Source organism: Streptomyces sp. NBC_01808 (assembly GCF_035917395.1).
Lineage (GTDB): Bacteria > Actinomycetota > Actinomycetes > Streptomycetales > Streptomycetaceae > Streptomyces.
This window is the reverse complement of the sequence record NZ_CP109072.1, coordinates 2,739,208-2,755,095: the sequence shown is the minus strand read 5'-3', so window position 1 is coordinate 2,755,095 and position 15,888 is coordinate 2,739,208. Positions and strand designations below refer to the sequence as shown.

At 73.1% G+C, this 15,888-nt stretch carries 9 protein-coding genes; 5 read left to right on the top strand and 4 right to left on the bottom strand.

All coding sequences use genetic code 11. From position 1 onward, the window contains the following. Positions 1–51: 51 nt before the first annotated feature. Together OG946_RS11620 and OG946_RS11615 are read left to right on the top strand one after the other, a co-directional pair. Positions 52–756: a response regulator transcription factor gene (locus OG946_RS11620; protein ID WP_101424383.1), complete on the top strand. Its 705-nt coding sequence runs from the start codon at positions 52–54 to the stop codon at positions 754–756. After that, positions 753–2,237, top strand: coding sequence for a HAMP domain-containing sensor histidine kinase (locus tag OG946_RS11615; RefSeq protein ID WP_326796050.1), 1,485 nt, complete (start codon positions 753–755; stop codon positions 2,235–2,237). The genes OG946_RS11620 and OG946_RS11615 overlap by 4 nt, the downstream gene beginning before the upstream one ends. Positions 2,238–2,454: 217 nt before the next feature. On the opposite strand, the gene OG946_RS11610 is transcribed toward OG946_RS11615, so the two are convergent. From OG946_RS11610 to OG946_RS11595, 4 genes are all read right to left on the bottom strand, one after another. Next, complete coding sequence (locus tag OG946_RS11610; RefSeq protein ID WP_326796049.1) at positions 2,455–3,873, bottom strand: GH1 family beta-glucosidase; 1,419 nt, start codon at positions 3,871–3,873, stop codon at positions 2,455–2,457. A 115-nt stretch (positions 3,874–3,988) separates the two neighbouring features. Continuing rightward, the gene (locus tag OG946_RS11605) at positions 3,989–4,882 is read right to left on the bottom strand and encodes a carbohydrate ABC transporter permease (protein WP_326796048.1); all 894 of its coding nucleotides are present in this window, start codon (positions 4,880–4,882) and stop codon (positions 3,989–3,991) included. A gap of 10 nt (positions 4,883–4,892) precedes the next feature. Further along, entirely contained in the window at positions 4,893–5,894 is a 1,002-nt protein-coding gene (locus OG946_RS11600; protein WP_326796047.1) for a carbohydrate ABC transporter permease, read from the bottom strand. Positions 5,895–5,904: 10 nt separating this feature from the next. Beyond that, a complete protein-coding gene (locus OG946_RS11595; protein ID WP_326800216.1) occupies positions 5,905–7,077 on the bottom strand; it encodes an ABC transporter substrate-binding protein in 1,173 nt (390 codons plus the stop codon). 443 nt (positions 7,078–7,520) lie between these two features. Here OG946_RS11595 and OG946_RS11590 point away from each other — a divergent pair, with 443 nt between their 5' ends. The 3 genes from OG946_RS11590 to OG946_RS11580 all read left to right on the top strand — a co-directional run bounded on the left by OG946_RS11590 (position 7,521) and on the right by OG946_RS11580 (position 15,482). After that, positions 7,521–8,576: a LacI family DNA-binding transcriptional regulator gene (locus tag OG946_RS11590; protein WP_326796046.1), complete on the top strand. Its 1,056-nt coding sequence runs from the start codon at positions 7,521–7,523 to the stop codon at positions 8,574–8,576. 1,320 nt (positions 8,577–9,896) lie between these two features. Next, on the top strand, positions 9,897–12,728 hold the full coding sequence (locus OG946_RS11585; protein ID WP_326796045.1) for a glycoside hydrolase family 48 protein: 2,832 nt from the start codon (positions 9,897–9,899) through the stop codon (positions 12,726–12,728). Between the two features lie 159 nt (positions 12,729–12,887). Next, positions 12,888–15,482, top strand: a complete 2,595-nt coding sequence (locus tag OG946_RS11580) for a glycoside hydrolase family 9 protein (RefSeq protein WP_326796044.1) — start codon at positions 12,888–12,890, stop codon at positions 15,480–15,482. Positions 15,483–15,888: the final 406 nt, after the last annotated feature.

Here is a 15,888-nt window from a genome sequence, read left to right as displayed (position 1 = left end):
CGGGCGGAGGCGGGGCGGCGCACACCGCGCTTTTGGCGTACGTTGCCGGACATGGCAAGTGTGCTGCTGGTGGAGGACGACCAGTTCGTGCGCTCCGCGCTGATCAGGCACCTCACGGACGCCGCCCACACCGTGCGCAGCGTGGGCACGGCGCTGGAGGCGCTCCGCGAGGTCGCGCACCACGGGTTCGACGTCGTGATCCTCGACCTCGGGCTGCCCGACCTCGACGGCGCCGAGGCGCTGAAGATGCTCCGCGGCCTCACCGACGTGCCGGTCATCGTCGCCACCGCCCGGGACGACGAGTCCGAGATCGTCCGCATCCTCAACGACGGTGCCGACGACTATCTCGTCAAGCCCTTCTCCGTCGAGCATCTGCAGGCCCGCCTCGGCGCCGTGCTGCGCCGCGCCGGGGGCCGCACCGCCGCCGCACCGCCGCCGCGGCAACTGCGCGTCGGCGGCCTCGCCATCGACCTGCGGCGGCGCAGCGCGGAGCTGGACGGCCGCGAGCTGGACCTGACCCGGCGCGAGTTCGACATGCTGGCGTTCCTCGCCGAGCGGCCCGGCGTCGTCGTACCGCGGCGGGAGCTGCTGTCCGAGGTGTGGCGGCAGTCGTACGGCGACGACCAGACCATCGACGTCCATCTGTCCTGGCTGCGCCGCAAGCTCGGCGAGACCGCCGCGCGGCCCCGCTATCTGCACACCCTGCGCGGCGTCGGCGTGAAGCTCGACCCGCCGGCCGGGATCCCGCCCGCATGAGGTGGGCGCTGGTCAAGGTGTGCCTGGCGGTCACGGTGATGGTCGTGGTCGCCTTCGCCGTGCCGCTCGGGCTCGTCGTCAAGGAGATGGCCCGCGACCGGGCCCTGACCAACGCCGAGCGGATCGCCGCGGGCATCGGCCCGGCGCTGGCGATCACCACCGACGCCGAGCAGTTGGAGCGCGCGGTCGGCAGCACCGAGGCCGGCGCGGGCGGGCGGATCGCGGTGCACGTGCCGCGCGGCAGCGCGGAGGGCATGTCGGCGGTACGGATCGGGGAGCCGCGCGCCGGCGCGGCCGACGTGGAGCGCGCCTCAGGCGCGGGGACGTCGCTGCTGGTCGCCGTCGCCGGCGGGCACGCGCTGCTGCAGCCCATCGCCGTCGAGGGCGACCGGGTCGCCGTCGTCGAGGTGTTCGTGCCGGCGGGGGAGCTGACCGAGGGCGTGGCGCTGGCGTGGCTGGTGCTGGCGGGCGTCGGCCTGGCGCTGATCGCGGGCTCGGTCGCCGTCGCGGACCGGCTCGGCACCCGGATGGTACGGCCCGCGCGCCGGCTCGCGGGCGCGGCGCACGACCTGGGGGAGGGCAAGCTCGGCGTCCGGGTCGAGGAGTCCGGGCCCTCCGAACTGCGCTCGGCGGCCGTGGCGTTCAACTCGATGGCCGACCAGGTCGCGCTGCTGCTGGCCAACGAGCGCGAGCTGGCCGCCGACCTCTCCCACCGGCTGCGCACCCCGCTGACCGTGCTGCGGCTCAACGCCGCCTCCCTGGGCGAGAGCGGCGCCGCCGAGCAGACCCGGCAGGCGGTGGCCCAACTGGAGCGCGAGATCGACCAGATCATCGCCACCGTGCGCGAGCAGCGCGGCCGGCCCGCGGGGCAGCAGGCCGCGGCGGCCGCCGGCTGCGACGTCTCGGCGGTCATCAGGGAGCGGATGGAGTTCTGGTCGGCGCTGGCGGAGGACGAGCGCAGGTCCGCCCGGCTGGCGGGGGTCGACCGGCCGGCGCAGGTGCCGGTGGCGCGCGCCGAGTTGGTCGCCGCGATCGACGCGCTCATCGGCAACGTCTTCCGGCACACCCCGGAGGGCACGGACTTCTCCGTCGACGTGCACCACGCGGGCGACGCCGTGATCGTGCTGGCGTCGGACGCGGGAATGGGCATCCGCGACCCGGAGGCGGCGCTCGCCCGCGGCCAGGGGCAGGGCGGGCCCGGGTCGACGGGGCTGGGTCTGGACATCGTGCGGCGGGTCGCGGAGTCGACGGGCGGGGACGTGCGGATCGGCCGGTCGGTGCTGGGCGGCGCGGAGATACGCCTCTGGCTGGCGCTGAGCGCCGGGCCCGCCGCGGCGGACGGCGAGCGGCGCCGGCAGCGGCACCGCGTGGTGCGGCGGCGGCGCGGCCGGGCGGCGGAGGGCCCGGCGGGAGGCGGCGCGGGGGACGGGGACGGGACGGCGGCCGCCGCGGGCGCGAGCGCGGGTGCGCGGCGCGCGTAGCGCGGGCGGCGGCCCCCGCCCCTGAAAGGCGCCGGCCCGTCGCGCCGGCCGCAGGCCCCCGCCCGTCACGCGGCGGCCTCCGTCCGGGCCGCGACGGCCCTCGCCCTCCCCTTGTGGCGCCCGCCGGTTGCCGGTCCGGCGGACGCCCGTCTCTCCGCCCGGCCCCCGGGCGCCGGTCTGCTGTGCCCCGGTCCGCCGAGCGCCGTGGCGCCGTCCGTCAGAGGCCGGGTGCCGGCAGCGCCCCCGCGCGGATCACGTCCGCGTACCAGCGGGCGCTGGACTTCGGCGTGCGCTGCTGCGTCGTGTAGTCCACGTGCACCGCGCCGAACCGCTTGCCGTAGCCGTACGCCCACTCGAAGTTGTCCAGCAGCGACCACAGGAAGTAGCCCCGCACGTCCGCGCCCTCGGCCATCGCGCGGTGCACGGCGCCGATGTGCCCGTGCAGGTACGCGATGCGGTCCGGGTCGTGGACCGAGCCGTCCGGCTCCGGCTTGTCGTCGTACGCCGCGCCGTTCTCGGTGATGTACAGCGGCAGGTCCGGCGCGTCGGCGGTGAACCGCAGCAGCAGCTCCGTCAGCCCCGTCGGGTCGACGGTCCAGCCCATCGCGGTGCGCTCGCCCGGCGGCTGGTGGAAGGCGATGTGGTCCGCGGCCGGCCAGGGGGACTGCGCGCCGCCGCCGTGGCCGTCGGCGCGCTCGGGCCTGGCGTCGCCGGAGACCGCGGAGACCACGGTGGGCGTGTAGTAGTTGAGGCCGATCGAGTCCAGCGGCCGGCTGATGAGCGGCAGGTCACCGTCCCGTACGAAGGACCAGTCCGTCAGCCGCGCCGTGTCGTCGAGCAGATCGGGCGGGTACGCGCCGTCGAGCATCGGCCCGGTGAAGATGCGGGTGGCCAGCGCGTCGACCTGGCGGGCGGCGTCGCGGTCCGCCTCGGAGTCCGTACGCGGCCGGACGACCGCGGGGTTGAGGCTCACGGAGACCTGGGCGCGGGCGGGCAGCGCGGTCCGCAGCGCGTCGGTGGCAAGCCCGTGCGCGAGGTTGAGGTGGTGCGCGGCGCGCAGGGCGGCGACCGGGTCGGTGCGGCCGGGGGCGTGCACCCCGGCGGCGTAGCCGAGGAACGCGCTGCACCAGGGCTCGTTGAGCGTGGTCCACAGCTCGACGCGGTCGCCGAGGGCCTCGCCGACGAGGCGGGCGTAGTCGGCGAACCGGTGCGCCGTGTCGCGCTCCGGCCAGCCGCCCGCGGTCTCCAGCTCCTGCGGCAGGTCCCAGTGGTAGAGCGTGAGCACCGGCTTGATGCCGGCCGCCAGCAGCTCGTCGGCGAGCTGCCGGTAGAAGTCGAGCCCGCGCTGCACGGCGGGCCCGCGCCCGGTGGGCTGGACGCGCGGCCAGGAGACGGAGAAGCGGTACGCCCCGACGCCGAGCCCGGCCATCAGCTCGACGTCCTCGGTGCGCCGGTGGTAGTGGTCGACGGCGACGTCCCCGGTGTCGCCGCCCGCGGTCTTCCCCGGGGTGTGCGAGAAGGTGTCCCAGATGGAGGGGGTGCGGCCGTGCTCCCGCGCGGCTCCTTCGATCTGGTACGCGGCGGTGGCCGTGCCCCACAGGAAGTCCTCGGGGAAGGTGGCGGTGGTGTCGGACATCTGGGAGCGCTCCCAATCTCGGCAGTGGCGAACATCGTGGACAGGTCGGTCGGGTCGCGAGGATTCCCTGACTGCGGTCGCGGGCGGGCCGCGGATACGGGTGTGCACGGCCGGCTCAGCCCTTGACCGCGCCCTGCATGATGCCGCCGACGATCTGCTTGCCGAAGAGCAGCAGGAGGAGCAGCAGCGGCAGCGTGCCCAGCAGGGCACCGGCCATGATCACGGACTGGTCCGGGTTGTGGCCGCGGGGCAGGCCGGTGAGCGCCACCTGCACGGTCGGGTTCTCCTGGGTGAGCGCGATGATCGGCCAGAAGAACTCGTTCCACGCGAAGACGAAGGTGAGCATGCCGAGCACGGCCATGGCGGGCCGTGCCGCGGGGAAGACCACGTGCCAGATGACCCGCACGCTGCTCGCGCCGTCCACCCGGGCGGCCTCGATCAGCTCGGTCGGCAGCGCCTGGATCAGGTACTGCCGCATGAAGAACACGCCGAAGGCGCTGACCAGGAACGGCAGGATGACGGTCTGCAACTGGTCGATCCAGCCGAGCTCCGCGACCGCCATGTACAGCGGCACGACACTGAGCTGCGGCGGCACCATCATGGTGCCGATCACGAGCAGCAGCAGCAGGTTCTTGAAGCGGAACCGCAGCTTGGCGAAGGCGAACCCGGCCAGGGTGCCGAAGAGCACGGTGCCCGCCGCGACCGACCCGGCCACGATGGTGGTGTTCAGCAGCGCCAGGTCCATGTTGGCGTCGGTCCAGGCGGTCTCCATGTTGGAGAAGAGGTTGCCGCCGAACCAGAGCGGCGGGGGCGTCTCCGCCAGCCGCGTGTTGGTGCGGGAGGCCGCGATCGCGGTGTAGATGAGCGGGCCGATCGAGATGGCCGTGAAGAGCGCCAGGACGGCGTACGTCAGCTTGCCGGCCCGCTGCTGCCCGCCGGCCTCGCCGGCGCGCGGCCGGCGTCGACGGCGGGCGGCCGCCGGGGGAGCTGTCGTCTTGAGCAGTGCCATGAGCTCTCCTTCAGCTCTTCCGCAGACGGCGCGCGATCAGGGCGTTGACGACGCCGATCACCACCAGGATCAGGAACATCACCCAGGCGATGGCCGCGGCCCTGCCCAGGTGCAGGTTGCGCCAGCCCTGCTCGTACATGTAGAGACCGAGCGTCTGGAACTGGTGGTCGGCGCCGCCGGTGGCGCCCTTCGTCTCGTCGAACAGCAGCGGTTCGCCGAAGAGCTGCACGGAACCGATCGTCGACACCACGACGGTGAACAGGATCGTGGGGCGCAGCGACGGGATCGTGACGTGGCGGAACTGCTGCCAGCGGGACGCCCCGTCGAGCGAGGCCGACTCGTACAGATCCTGGGGCACGGCCTGCATCGCGGCCAGATAGATCAGGGTGTTGTAGCCGGTCCAGCGCCAGATCACGATGCTGGCCACGGCGAGGCGCGAGGTCCAGTTCCCGGCCTGCCAGTCGATCTCGCCCACGCCGAACTGGCCCAGCACCCAGTTGATGACCCCGTAGTCGCGGCCGTAGAGCATGGCGAACACCAGCGTCGCGGCCGCCACGCTCGTGGCGTACGGCGCCAGCATCGCCACCCGGAAGAAGGACGAGGCGCGCATCCGGTAGTTGAGCAGGTGCGCGAGGCCGAGCGCCATGAGGAGCTGCGGGACGGTGGACAGCACCGCGAGGACGAAGGTGACCCACAGCGAGTTCCAGAAGAAGTCGTCTTCCAGGAGCCGGCTGTAGTTGTGCAGGCCGGCCCACTCCATGTCGGTGGGTGCGGTCAGCTCCACCCGGTGCAGGGACGCCCACGCGGTGTAGAGCAGCGGGAAGAGGCCGAACGCGGCGAAGAACAGGAAGAACGGCGAGATGAAGGCGTACGGGCTGAACTTGGCGTCCCACCGGTAGCGCCGGCTGCGCCAGGTCTTCCGCGGGTCGCGGGCGGCGGCCCGGGGCGCGGGCGGGGCCGCGCCCCCCTCCGCTGAGGGGGGCGCGGCCGCGGTCGAACCTGTCTGGGTCATGATTCCCGTCTCACTGGTCCAGCGCGTTGTCCACCGCGTCGACGGTCGTGTCCCAGCCACCGTCGGCGTCTTCCTTGCCCTGCTCGACCAGCCGCAGCCCGTTGGCGATGTTCTCGGCGATGACCTGGTCCTTCGGGCCGATCGTCTGCACCGGGGTGCCCTCGGCGGCGGCGGCGAAGATCTCCCCGATCGGGGCGTCGCCGAAGTACTCGTTCGTGGCGCTCTTGACCGAGTCCATCTCGTACGCGGACGGGGTGCTGGGGAAGCTGCCGCGCTCGGCGAAGAGCGTCGCCTGCTGCTCGGGCGCGAAGAGCCAGGCGACGAACTTGGCCGCCTCCTCCTTGTTCTCCGCCGCCTCCGGCACGCCGAAGAAGGAGCCGCCCCAGTTGCCGGGCACGGGCGCCTGGGCGACGTCCCACTTGCCCTTGGACTTCTCACCGCCCTTGTCCGCGATGTAGCCGAGCATCCACGGCGGGCAGGAGATGGTCGCGAAGTCGCCGTTGCTCATCGCCTGGTCCCAGCCCTTGGTGAACTGCTGGAGGTTGGCCGTCAGCTTCTCCTCCGCGGCGGTCGAGGCGATGTCCCAGGAGTCCTGCACGCCCTGGCTGTCCTTGTAGATGACCTCGCCGTCCTCGTCGTAGTACCGGCTCTCGGTGGAGGACACGGCCGCGTTGTACACGCCGCCGGCGGCGTCCGCCCAGGCGACGCCCTCGGGGCCGTTCTTCTGGAAGTCGCGGCCGGCGTCGAGGTACTTCTGCCAGTCGCCCTCCCACAGCTTCGAGACCTCGTCGCGGTCGGTGGGCAGCCCGGCCGCCTTGAAGTGGTCCTTGCGGTAGCAGATCGCCATCGGGCCGATGTCGGAGTCCAGGCCGACGAGCTTGCCGTCGGCGGTGGAGCCCTGCTGCCACTTCCAGGGCAGGTAGTCCTCCTCGGAGACGCCCTCCACCTGGGAGAGGTCCATGAACTTGTCGGACTGGGTGCCGACGATCTCGGCGATGTTGGCGACCTCGATGGCCTGGACGTCCGCCAGGCCGCTGTTGCTGGTGAGGTGGTTCAGCAACTGCGGGTAATAGTTCTCGTTCCGCTCGATCACCGTCTCCTTGATGGTGATGTCCGGATTGAGCTTCTCGTACTCGTCGTAGAGCCCGGCCTCCTTGAAGCCGAAGGTGCCGAAGAGCCCCATCGTGATGGTGGTCTTCCCGCCGCCTCCGTCCTCGGAGCCGGCCTTCGAGCCGCCGTCGTCGTCATCGCTCGCGCACGCGCTGAGCAACCCGGTGCCCAGAGCGGCTGCGGCCAAAAGGCCCACGGCCCGTCGGGTCGTGCGGTAACTGCGCACTGCATCCTCCTAGCGCCCTGACGCGTGCCGCTCCTGCCGGAGGTCTACGAGGGGGGATCGGGAGTGGCGGCTCGGGCGGGCTTTCGTGCGGGTTCTCTATGGGTCGAGTAGAGTGGGAGCGCTCCCAGAAGTGATTGGTTGAAGGGTGGCCTGTCGGCGAGGGGGTGTCAAGGGACCGGACATCTCGACTGGCTCCCGTTACGCGGCTGTTAGCTTCGGCGCGGTCCGTGGGCCGGGGTCGGGGGCGAGAATCGGACAGTCAGCAGACAGCCATAACGCGGGAGGGTGGAATGGCGGTCAGGGATCGGCGTACGCCGGTGACACGTGGCGGGCGGGGTGGCAGACCGACGCTGGAGCAGGTCGCCGCGCGAGCCGGGGTGGGCAGGGGGACGGTGTCCCGGGTGATCAACGGATCGGACCAGGTCAGCGAGCAGGCGCGGACGGCCGTCGAGCGGGCGGTGGCGGAGCTGGGCTACGTGCCCAACCGCGCGGCGCGGGCGCTCGCGGCCGGCAGCGCGGACGCGGTCGCGCTGGTGATCCCGGAGCCCGAGACCCGGCTCTTCTCCGAGCCGTACTTCTCGGACATCGTCCGCGGGGTGAGCGCGGAGCTGGCGGAGACGGACAAGCAGCTCCTGCTGACGCTCATCCGTTCGCCCCGGGAGCGGGAGCGGCTGGCGGCGTATCTGAGCGCCGACCGGGTCGACGGCGTGCTACTGGTCTCCGTGCACGAGGGCGACCCGCTGCCGGAGATGCTGGCGGCCATGGGGCTCCCGGCGGTGCTCAACGGCCGGCGGGCGGCGGGCGAGGCCGTGCCGTACGTCGACTCGGACAACACCGGCGGCGCACAGGCGGCCGTGGAGCATCTGATCGGCCGCGGGCGCTCGGCGATCGCGACGATCACCGGCCCCTCCGACATGTACGTCGCGAGCTGCCGGCTGGAGGGCTACCGCCAGGCCTTGAAGGGAGCGGGCCGGGAGGAGGACGCCGGTCTGGTCGCGGTCGGGGACTTCACCGAGGAGGGCGGCCGGCGGGCGATGGAGGAGCTGCTGGAGCGGCGGCCCGCGCTGGACGCGGTCTTCGCCGCCTCCGACGTGATGGCGGCCGGCGCACTCCAGGTGCTGCGGGCGGCGGGCCGTACGGTGCCGGACGAGGTGGCGGTCGTCGGCTTCGAGGACTCGCCGGTGGCCCGGCACACCGACCCGCCGCTCACCAGCGTCCGGCAGCCCACGGAGGAGATGGGGCGGGCGATGGTGCGGGTGCTGCTGGACGGGATCGATGCGAAGGACGCCACCCAGGGGCGGCACGTGGTGCTGCCGACCGAGCTGGTGGTACGCGCCTCGGGGTGACCCGGGCGGCGCGGGCGGCCCCGGCGGTCCTGCCGCCGGCACCGGGACGTGACGCGGGGCGGGGCGGGCCCGGCTCGGGCCCGCCCCGTCGGCGTGCACGGGCCGGCCTTCCGGCCCCTAGCTTGAGTTTTAACCTTGTGGTGGGGCGTGTGGGCATGAGCCTGCGCTGATCGGGTCAGATGGTTTCCCGCTGGGGTGCGGGTTCAGCGGCCGGCCGTGCGCCGCGGTGGCGGGCTAGCGGAGCGACGACGTTCGGAGGGCATGGATGCCTCAGACCTGGAAGAACGGGAAGCCGTCGGAGCCCCCCGCCTGCGCCCTGGACTCAGCGCGGCAGCCGGGCTCTGTGAGTTCGAGCCGCCCGCACCTGGTGTCATCCAGTCGTACCTCCGACCACGCGAGAACTGAGCCGCTGTTGCATTTACCGCAACACGATCCGCCGGAGCCTCCCGCCACCGACGGACGCCATCGGCGAGCCGCTGCCTCTCCTCTAGCCGCTGCTCGGCAGTCAGCCCCTCCCGCCAGGCACGGCCGGCGTCGGCGAGCCGCTGGCCCACCTCTGCCTGCCGCTCGGCGGTCATCGCATCCCACCGCGCACGGCCGACATCGGCGCGCCGCTGCCTCTCCTCTGCCTGCTGCTCAGAGCTCAGCCCCTCCCACCACCGACGGTAGGCGTCGGCGAGCCGCTGGCTCTCGTCTGCCCGCTGCTCGGGGGTCATCGCATCCCACCGCGCACTGCGGCCATCGACGGCCCGCTGGCTCACGCCTGCCTGCTGAGGGGGCATCACGTACGGCGCGTCCACTGTGGGGTCGTCAGAGTCAGCCTGAGGGCTCGGAGGTGTGGTCACTAGCACTCCCAGATATCGGTAGAAGGGGAGACGGTCCACCTGGGTCAACGGCTGTCACCACTGCGAGGTTCACCGGCACACACGCTATTTCGGCGGGGCCCGGATCGCACGCACCAGACTCCCCCTACGCCCCGGGGGGCGTGGGCGGTGCCCCCTGCGCCGCCCGCCCTACGGGCGAACGACGCGAGATTGAAGACAGACCCTAGCGGGCAACTGCCCCGGCCGCGGGGCGACTTTCGTCCGGAGGGTTGACAGGTGCATAACCCTTCGGGAAATTGGGAGCGCTCCCACCCTTCAAGACTTGCACCTCCTTCCGCGAGGTGAGGACGGGGGCGTACCACACCAGGACCACCCCGTCCGGTCAGCTCAGCCGGGTCGGGCGCACACAGGCCCCGTGCGCCCGGCCCGGCTGTCCCCCCACGCCGTCCGCTCGCGCGTCCGCACGCCCGAACACCTTCCAGCTCCAGGAGGATTCGTGCACGCACCCCGCACTCCCGACGAGTCCGCACGGCTGTCGCGAAGATCGTTCACCACCGCCGCCGGCGGCGCGCTCGTCGCCCTCGGCGCCGGGCAGGCCGTGGCCGGCGCCACCGCCCACGCCGTCCAGGCGCCGGCGGGCGACCGCACGAAGGCCGTCGCCGCCACCCCGTACACCGACGCCTTCCTCGCCCAGTACGAGAAGATCAAGGATCCGGCCAACGGGTACTTCAGCCCGGACGGCATCCCCTACCACTGCGTCGAGACGCTGATCGTCGAGGCGCCCGACCACGGCCACCAGACCACCTCGGAGGCGTTCAGCTTCTGGATCTGGCTGGAGGCCGCGTACGGCAGGGTCACCGGCGACTGGGGCCCGTTCAACGGTGCCTGGGAGACCGCCGAGCGCTCCATCATCCCGCCGCACGCCGACCAGCCCAGCAGCGGCTCGTACAACCCGGGCTCGCCCGCCACCTACGCGCCCGAGCACCCCGAGGTCTCGTCGTACCCCTCCCAGCTCGACCCCGGCGTGCCCGTCGGCCAGGACCCCATCGCCGCCGAACTGGCCTCGGCGTACGGGACGATGGACGTCTACGGCATGCACTGGCTGATGGACCTCGACAACGTCTACGGCTACGGCAACACCCCCGGCACCGGCGGCCAGAACGGGCCCGGGCCCGGCGCGTCCTTCATCAACAGCTACCAGCGGGGCTCGCAGGAGTCGGTCTGGGAGACCATCCCGCAGCCGACGACGGACCTCTTCGAGTACGGCGGCCCCAACGGCTACCTCGACCTCTTCGTCGGCGACGCCTCCTACGCCCGGCAGTGGAAGTACACCAACGCCCCGGACGCCGACGCCCGCGCCGTGCAGGCCGCGTACTGGGCGCTGACCTGGGCCAAGGAGCAGGGCAATGCCGGGCAGATCTCCGCCTCGGTGGCGCGGGCCGCGAAGATGGGCGACTACCTGCGCTACGCCATGTTCGACAAGTACTTCAAGCAGATCGGCGACTGCGACAGCCCCACCGGCTGCCCCGCGGGTACCGGCCGCACCTCCCAGCACTACCTGCTGTCCTGGTACTACGCCTGGGGCGGCTCCACCGGCAGCGGCGGCGGCTGGGCCTGGCGCATCGGGGACGGCGCCTCCCATCAGGGCTACCAGAACCCCTTCGCCACCTGGGCGCTGTCCACCGTGCCCGAGCTGACCCCCAAATCCCCCACCGCGAAGAGCGACTGGGCCAAGTCCCTCACCCGCCAACTGGAGTTCCTGCGCTGGCTGCAGTCCACCGAGGGCGCCCTCGCCGGCGGCTGCACCAACAGCTGGGAGGGGCAGTACGGCACCCCGCCCGCCGGCACGCCGACCTTCTACGGCATGCCCTACGACTGGCAGCCCGTCTACCACGACCCGCCCAGCAACAACTGGTTCGGCTTCCAGGTCTGGGGCATGGAGCGCGTCGCGCAGTACTACCACGCCACCGGCAACGCCGACGCCGGGGCGATCCTCGCCAAGTGGGTGGCCTGGGCCTCCGCCGAGACCACGGTCGGCGCCGACGGCAGCTACCGCTTCCCGTCCACCCTGCGGTGGACGGGCGCCCCCGACACCTGGAACGCCGCGAACCCGGGCGCCAACGCCGGCCTGCACGTGGACGTCGTGGACTACGCCGACGACGTCGGCGTCGGCGCCGCGCTGGTCATGACGCTGGTCTACTACGCCGCCAGGGCCGCGGACACCGACGCCGCGGCGCTGGCCAAGGCGCTGCTCGACGCGATGGCCGCGCACGCCGACGACAAGGGCATCGCCGTCCCCGAGACCCGCCGCGACTACAACCGCTTCGACGACGAGGTGTACGTGCCCGCCGGCTGGTCCGGCACCTCCCCGCACGGCGACCCCATCGCACCCGGCGTCACCTTCATCGGCCTGCGCTCCTGGTACCGCGAGGACCCGGACTGGGAGAAGGTGCAGACGTACCTCGACGGCGGCGCCGCGCCGGTGTTCACGTACCACCGCTTCTGGGCCCAGGCCGCCCTGGCCCTCGCCCTCGCCGCCTACGGCGAACTGCTCGGCGGGGAGACCCCCGGCGGACCCGGAGACGACACCGAGCCGCCGACCGCGCCGGGCGGGCTGCGGGTCACCGGCACCACGGCGAGCAGCGTCGCGCTGGCCTGGACCGCCTCGACGGACAACGTGCGGGTCACGGCGTACGACGTGTACCGCGACGGCACCCCCGCCGGCAGCGCGACCTCCACGTCCTTCACCGACACCGGGCTCTCCGCCGCCACCGCCTACTCCTACACGGTCGCCGCCCGGGACGCGGCGGGCAACGCCTCGCCCCACTCGGCCGCGGTGGCGGCGAGGACCGGGACGGGCACCGGCACCGGGGCGGTGAAGGTCGAGTACCGCAACAACGACCAGGCGGCGACCGACAACCAGATCAGGCCCGGCCTGCGGATCGTGAACACCGGCGGCGGCGCGCTGAGCCTGTCGACTCTGACCCTGCGGTACTGGTTCAGCGGCGAGTCCGGCGCGGCCACGTACAGCACCTGGTGCGACTACGCCCAGCTCGGCGCCGCCAACGTCACGCACCGCGTGGTCGCGGCCGGCGGCGGCAAGGCCGGTGCCACGCATTATCTGGAGGTCGGCTTCACCGCCGGCGCCGGCAGCCTCGCCGCCGGCGCCTCCACCGGCGACATCCAGTTGCGGCTGAACAAGACCGACTGGTCCGCCTTCGACGAGTCGGACGACTACAGCCGCGCCGCCACCACGGGAACGTACATCGACGCGCAACGAGTCGTCGCGTACGTCGCCGGCTCGCCGGTGTGGGGCACGGAGCCCTGACGCCGGCGCGCGGCCGGTGTGTACGGCGCCGGACCTTTCCGGCCCGTACGCACCGGCCGCGGCACGACGGCGGGTCGACCCCCGCCCCGCGAGGGCGCGGCCGTGACGACGAGGGGTGCGGCCGCGCCCCCCACACCCCCTGCCGAAAGGACGTCTTCCGTGAGACGGCACATACCCCGTGCCCTCGCCGCCGCGCTGGTCGCCGGAGCGCTCGCCGCGCCCGGCGCCGCCGCGGCCGACGAGGGCCCCGAGCTGATCCTCAACGGCGGCTTCGACGCCGGCACCGCGCCCTGGTGGTGGACGCCGGACAGCCCCGCCACCGTGGTCGGCGGGCGGCTCTGCGCCGACGTGCCCGCCGGGACAGCCAACCCGTGGGACGCCATCATCGGCCAGAACGACCTGCCGATTGCCGCCGGCGAGACCTACGCCCTGCGCTATACGGCGACCGCCACCGCACCCGTGACGATCCGCACCAACGTGCAGCAGGCCGTGGAGCCGTGGGGCCAGTTCTTCTCCTCCGCGGACCAGGTGACGGACACCGCCAAGACCTTCGAGCACGTCTTCACCGCCACCGCCGCGGACGACGCCGCCCAGCTCGCCTTCCAAGTCGGCGGCAGCGACGCGGCGTTCACCTTCTGCGTCGACGACGTCTCCCTGCGCGGCGGGGCGGAGCAGCCGCCGTACGACCCGGACACCGGCTCGCCCGTGCGCGTCAACCAGGTCGGCTACCTCACCGAGGGGCCGAAGAACGGCACCTTCGTCACCGAGTCCGCCCAGCCGCTCACCTGGACGCTGAACGCCGCGGACGGCACCGAGAAGGCGAGCGGCACCACCGTGCCCGCGGGCACCGACCCGACCTCGCTGGAGAACGTGCACACCTTCGCCTTCGGCGACTTCACCGAGGCGGGCGAGGGCTACACCGTCACGATCGACGGCGAGACCAGCGAGCCGTTCGCCATCGGCGACGACATCTACGGCACCCTGCGCACCGACGCGCTCGCGTACTTCTACCACAACCGCAGCGGCATCGAGATCGACGCCGGACTGGTCGGCGAGGAGTACGCCAGGCCCGCCGGGCACGTGGGCGTCGCGCCCAACCGGGGCGACGACGACGTCCCGTGCCAGCCGGGCGGCTGCGACTACACGCTGGACGCCGCGGGCGGCTGGTACGACGCGGGCGACCACGGCAAGTACGTCGTCAACGGCGGCATCGCCGCCGCGCAGGTGATGGGCGCGTACGAGCGCACGCTGACCACCGAGGGCGCCGACGGCGAGCCGCTCGGCGACGGCAAACTCGCGGTGCCCGAGCGCGGCAACGGCGTGCCCGACGTGCTCGACGAGGCGCGCTGGCAGCTGGAGTTCCTGCTCGCCATGCAGGTGCCCGCGGGCGAGGACCTGGCCGGCATGGCGCACCACAAGCTGCACGACGCGCAGTGGACCGGCCTGCCGACGCTGCCGCACGAGGACCCGCAGCCGCGCGAGCTGCACCCGCCGTCCACCGCCGCGACGCTCAACCTGGCCGCGACCGGCGCGCAGTGCGGGCGGCTTTACGCGGACTATGACGAGACGGCCGCCTTCGCCGACCGCTGCCTGGCCTCGGCCCGTACCGCGTACGCCGCCGCGAAGGCGCACCCCGACATGCTCGCCGACCCGGACGACGGCACCGGCGGCGGCGCGTACAGCGACGGCGACGTGAGCGACGAGTTCTACTGGGCCGCCGCGGAGCTGTACCTGTCCACCGGCGAGGACACGTACCTCCAGGACGTGCTCCGCTCGCCCCTGCACGGCGACGCCGCGGCGGTCTTCCCCGACGGCGGCATGTCGTGGGCCGCCACCGCCGGGCTCGGCGCGCTGGACCTGGCCACCGTCGACAGCGGGCTGACGGACGCGCAGCTCGCCGTCGTAGGCGGCATGGTCACCGACGCCGCCGACGGCTACGCGGCCGACGCCGCGAACGCCGCCTACGGCGTCCCGTACGCCCCCGCGGGCGGGCGCTACGTCTGGGGCTCCAACAGCCAGGTGCTCAACAACATGGTCGTCCTGGCCACCGCCCACGGCCTGACCGGCGAGGCCGGCTACCGCGACGCCGTGCTCACGGGCCTCGACTACCTGCTGGGCCGCAACCCGCTGAACCAGTCGTACGTCACCGGACACGGCGAGCGCGACTCGAAGAACCAGCACCACAGGTTCTGGGCCAATCAGCTCGACCCCAGCCTGCCCAACCCGCCCGCGGGCGCGCTGGCCGGCGGCCCGGACTCGCAGTTGGAGGACCCGGTGGCGCAGCGGGAACTGGCGGGCTGCCCGCCGGCGATGTGCTACATCGACGACATCGAGTCGTACTCGACCAACGAGGTCACGATCAACTGGAACGCCCCGCTCGCCTGGATCGCCGGCTACGCCGACGACCTCGGCAGCGGCGGCGGCGGCGACCCGGGGCCGGGGCCCGGCGAGGAGTGCTCCGCGGCGTACTCGGTGCCCAACGAGTGGCCGGGTGGCTTCACCGGCAGCGTCACCATCACCTGCGACGGCGCCGCCCTCGACGGCTGGACGGCGGAGTGGGACTTCCCCGACGGCCAGCGCCTGCAGAACGCCTGGAACGCCGTCTGCACCCAGACCGGCACCACGGTGAGCTGCCGCAACGCGCCGTACAACGGTGCGGTGCCGGACGGCGGTTCGGTCTCCTTCGGCTTCAACGCCGGCTGGAGCGCCAGCAACGGCACGCCGCGGGAGGTGAAGCTCGGCGGAGGCACCTGAGCTGCCGTACGTGAGCTGCCGCACCTGAGCGACACTCGCACCTGAACGACCGTCCGCGCGCCGCCGTGGCGGGGTGCTCCCGCCCCGGCGGCGCGCGGATTAAGTGCTTCCGATGCGTTCCTCAAGAGAGCCTTAAGGCTCGCGCCCGGTGCCCGTGTTGCGATTTTTGCCCGAGTCGGGGCCGCTAGCGTGCGTAGCGTTCCTCGGGACGGCGCGGAGGCGGTGGTCTCCAGCCGTGCCGAGCGGTGCGGGCCGTCCCCCCACCGCCTCCCCTCAGCGGGCTCCGCGGCCTCGCCGCGGACCGGCAGCCGCCGGGGGGAGGCGGGCCCGTGCCCCCTGTCCCGGCCGCGCCGGGGTCACTCCCAGGGCACCTGCGTCGAGCGGTAGAAGTCGATGCCCATCGCCT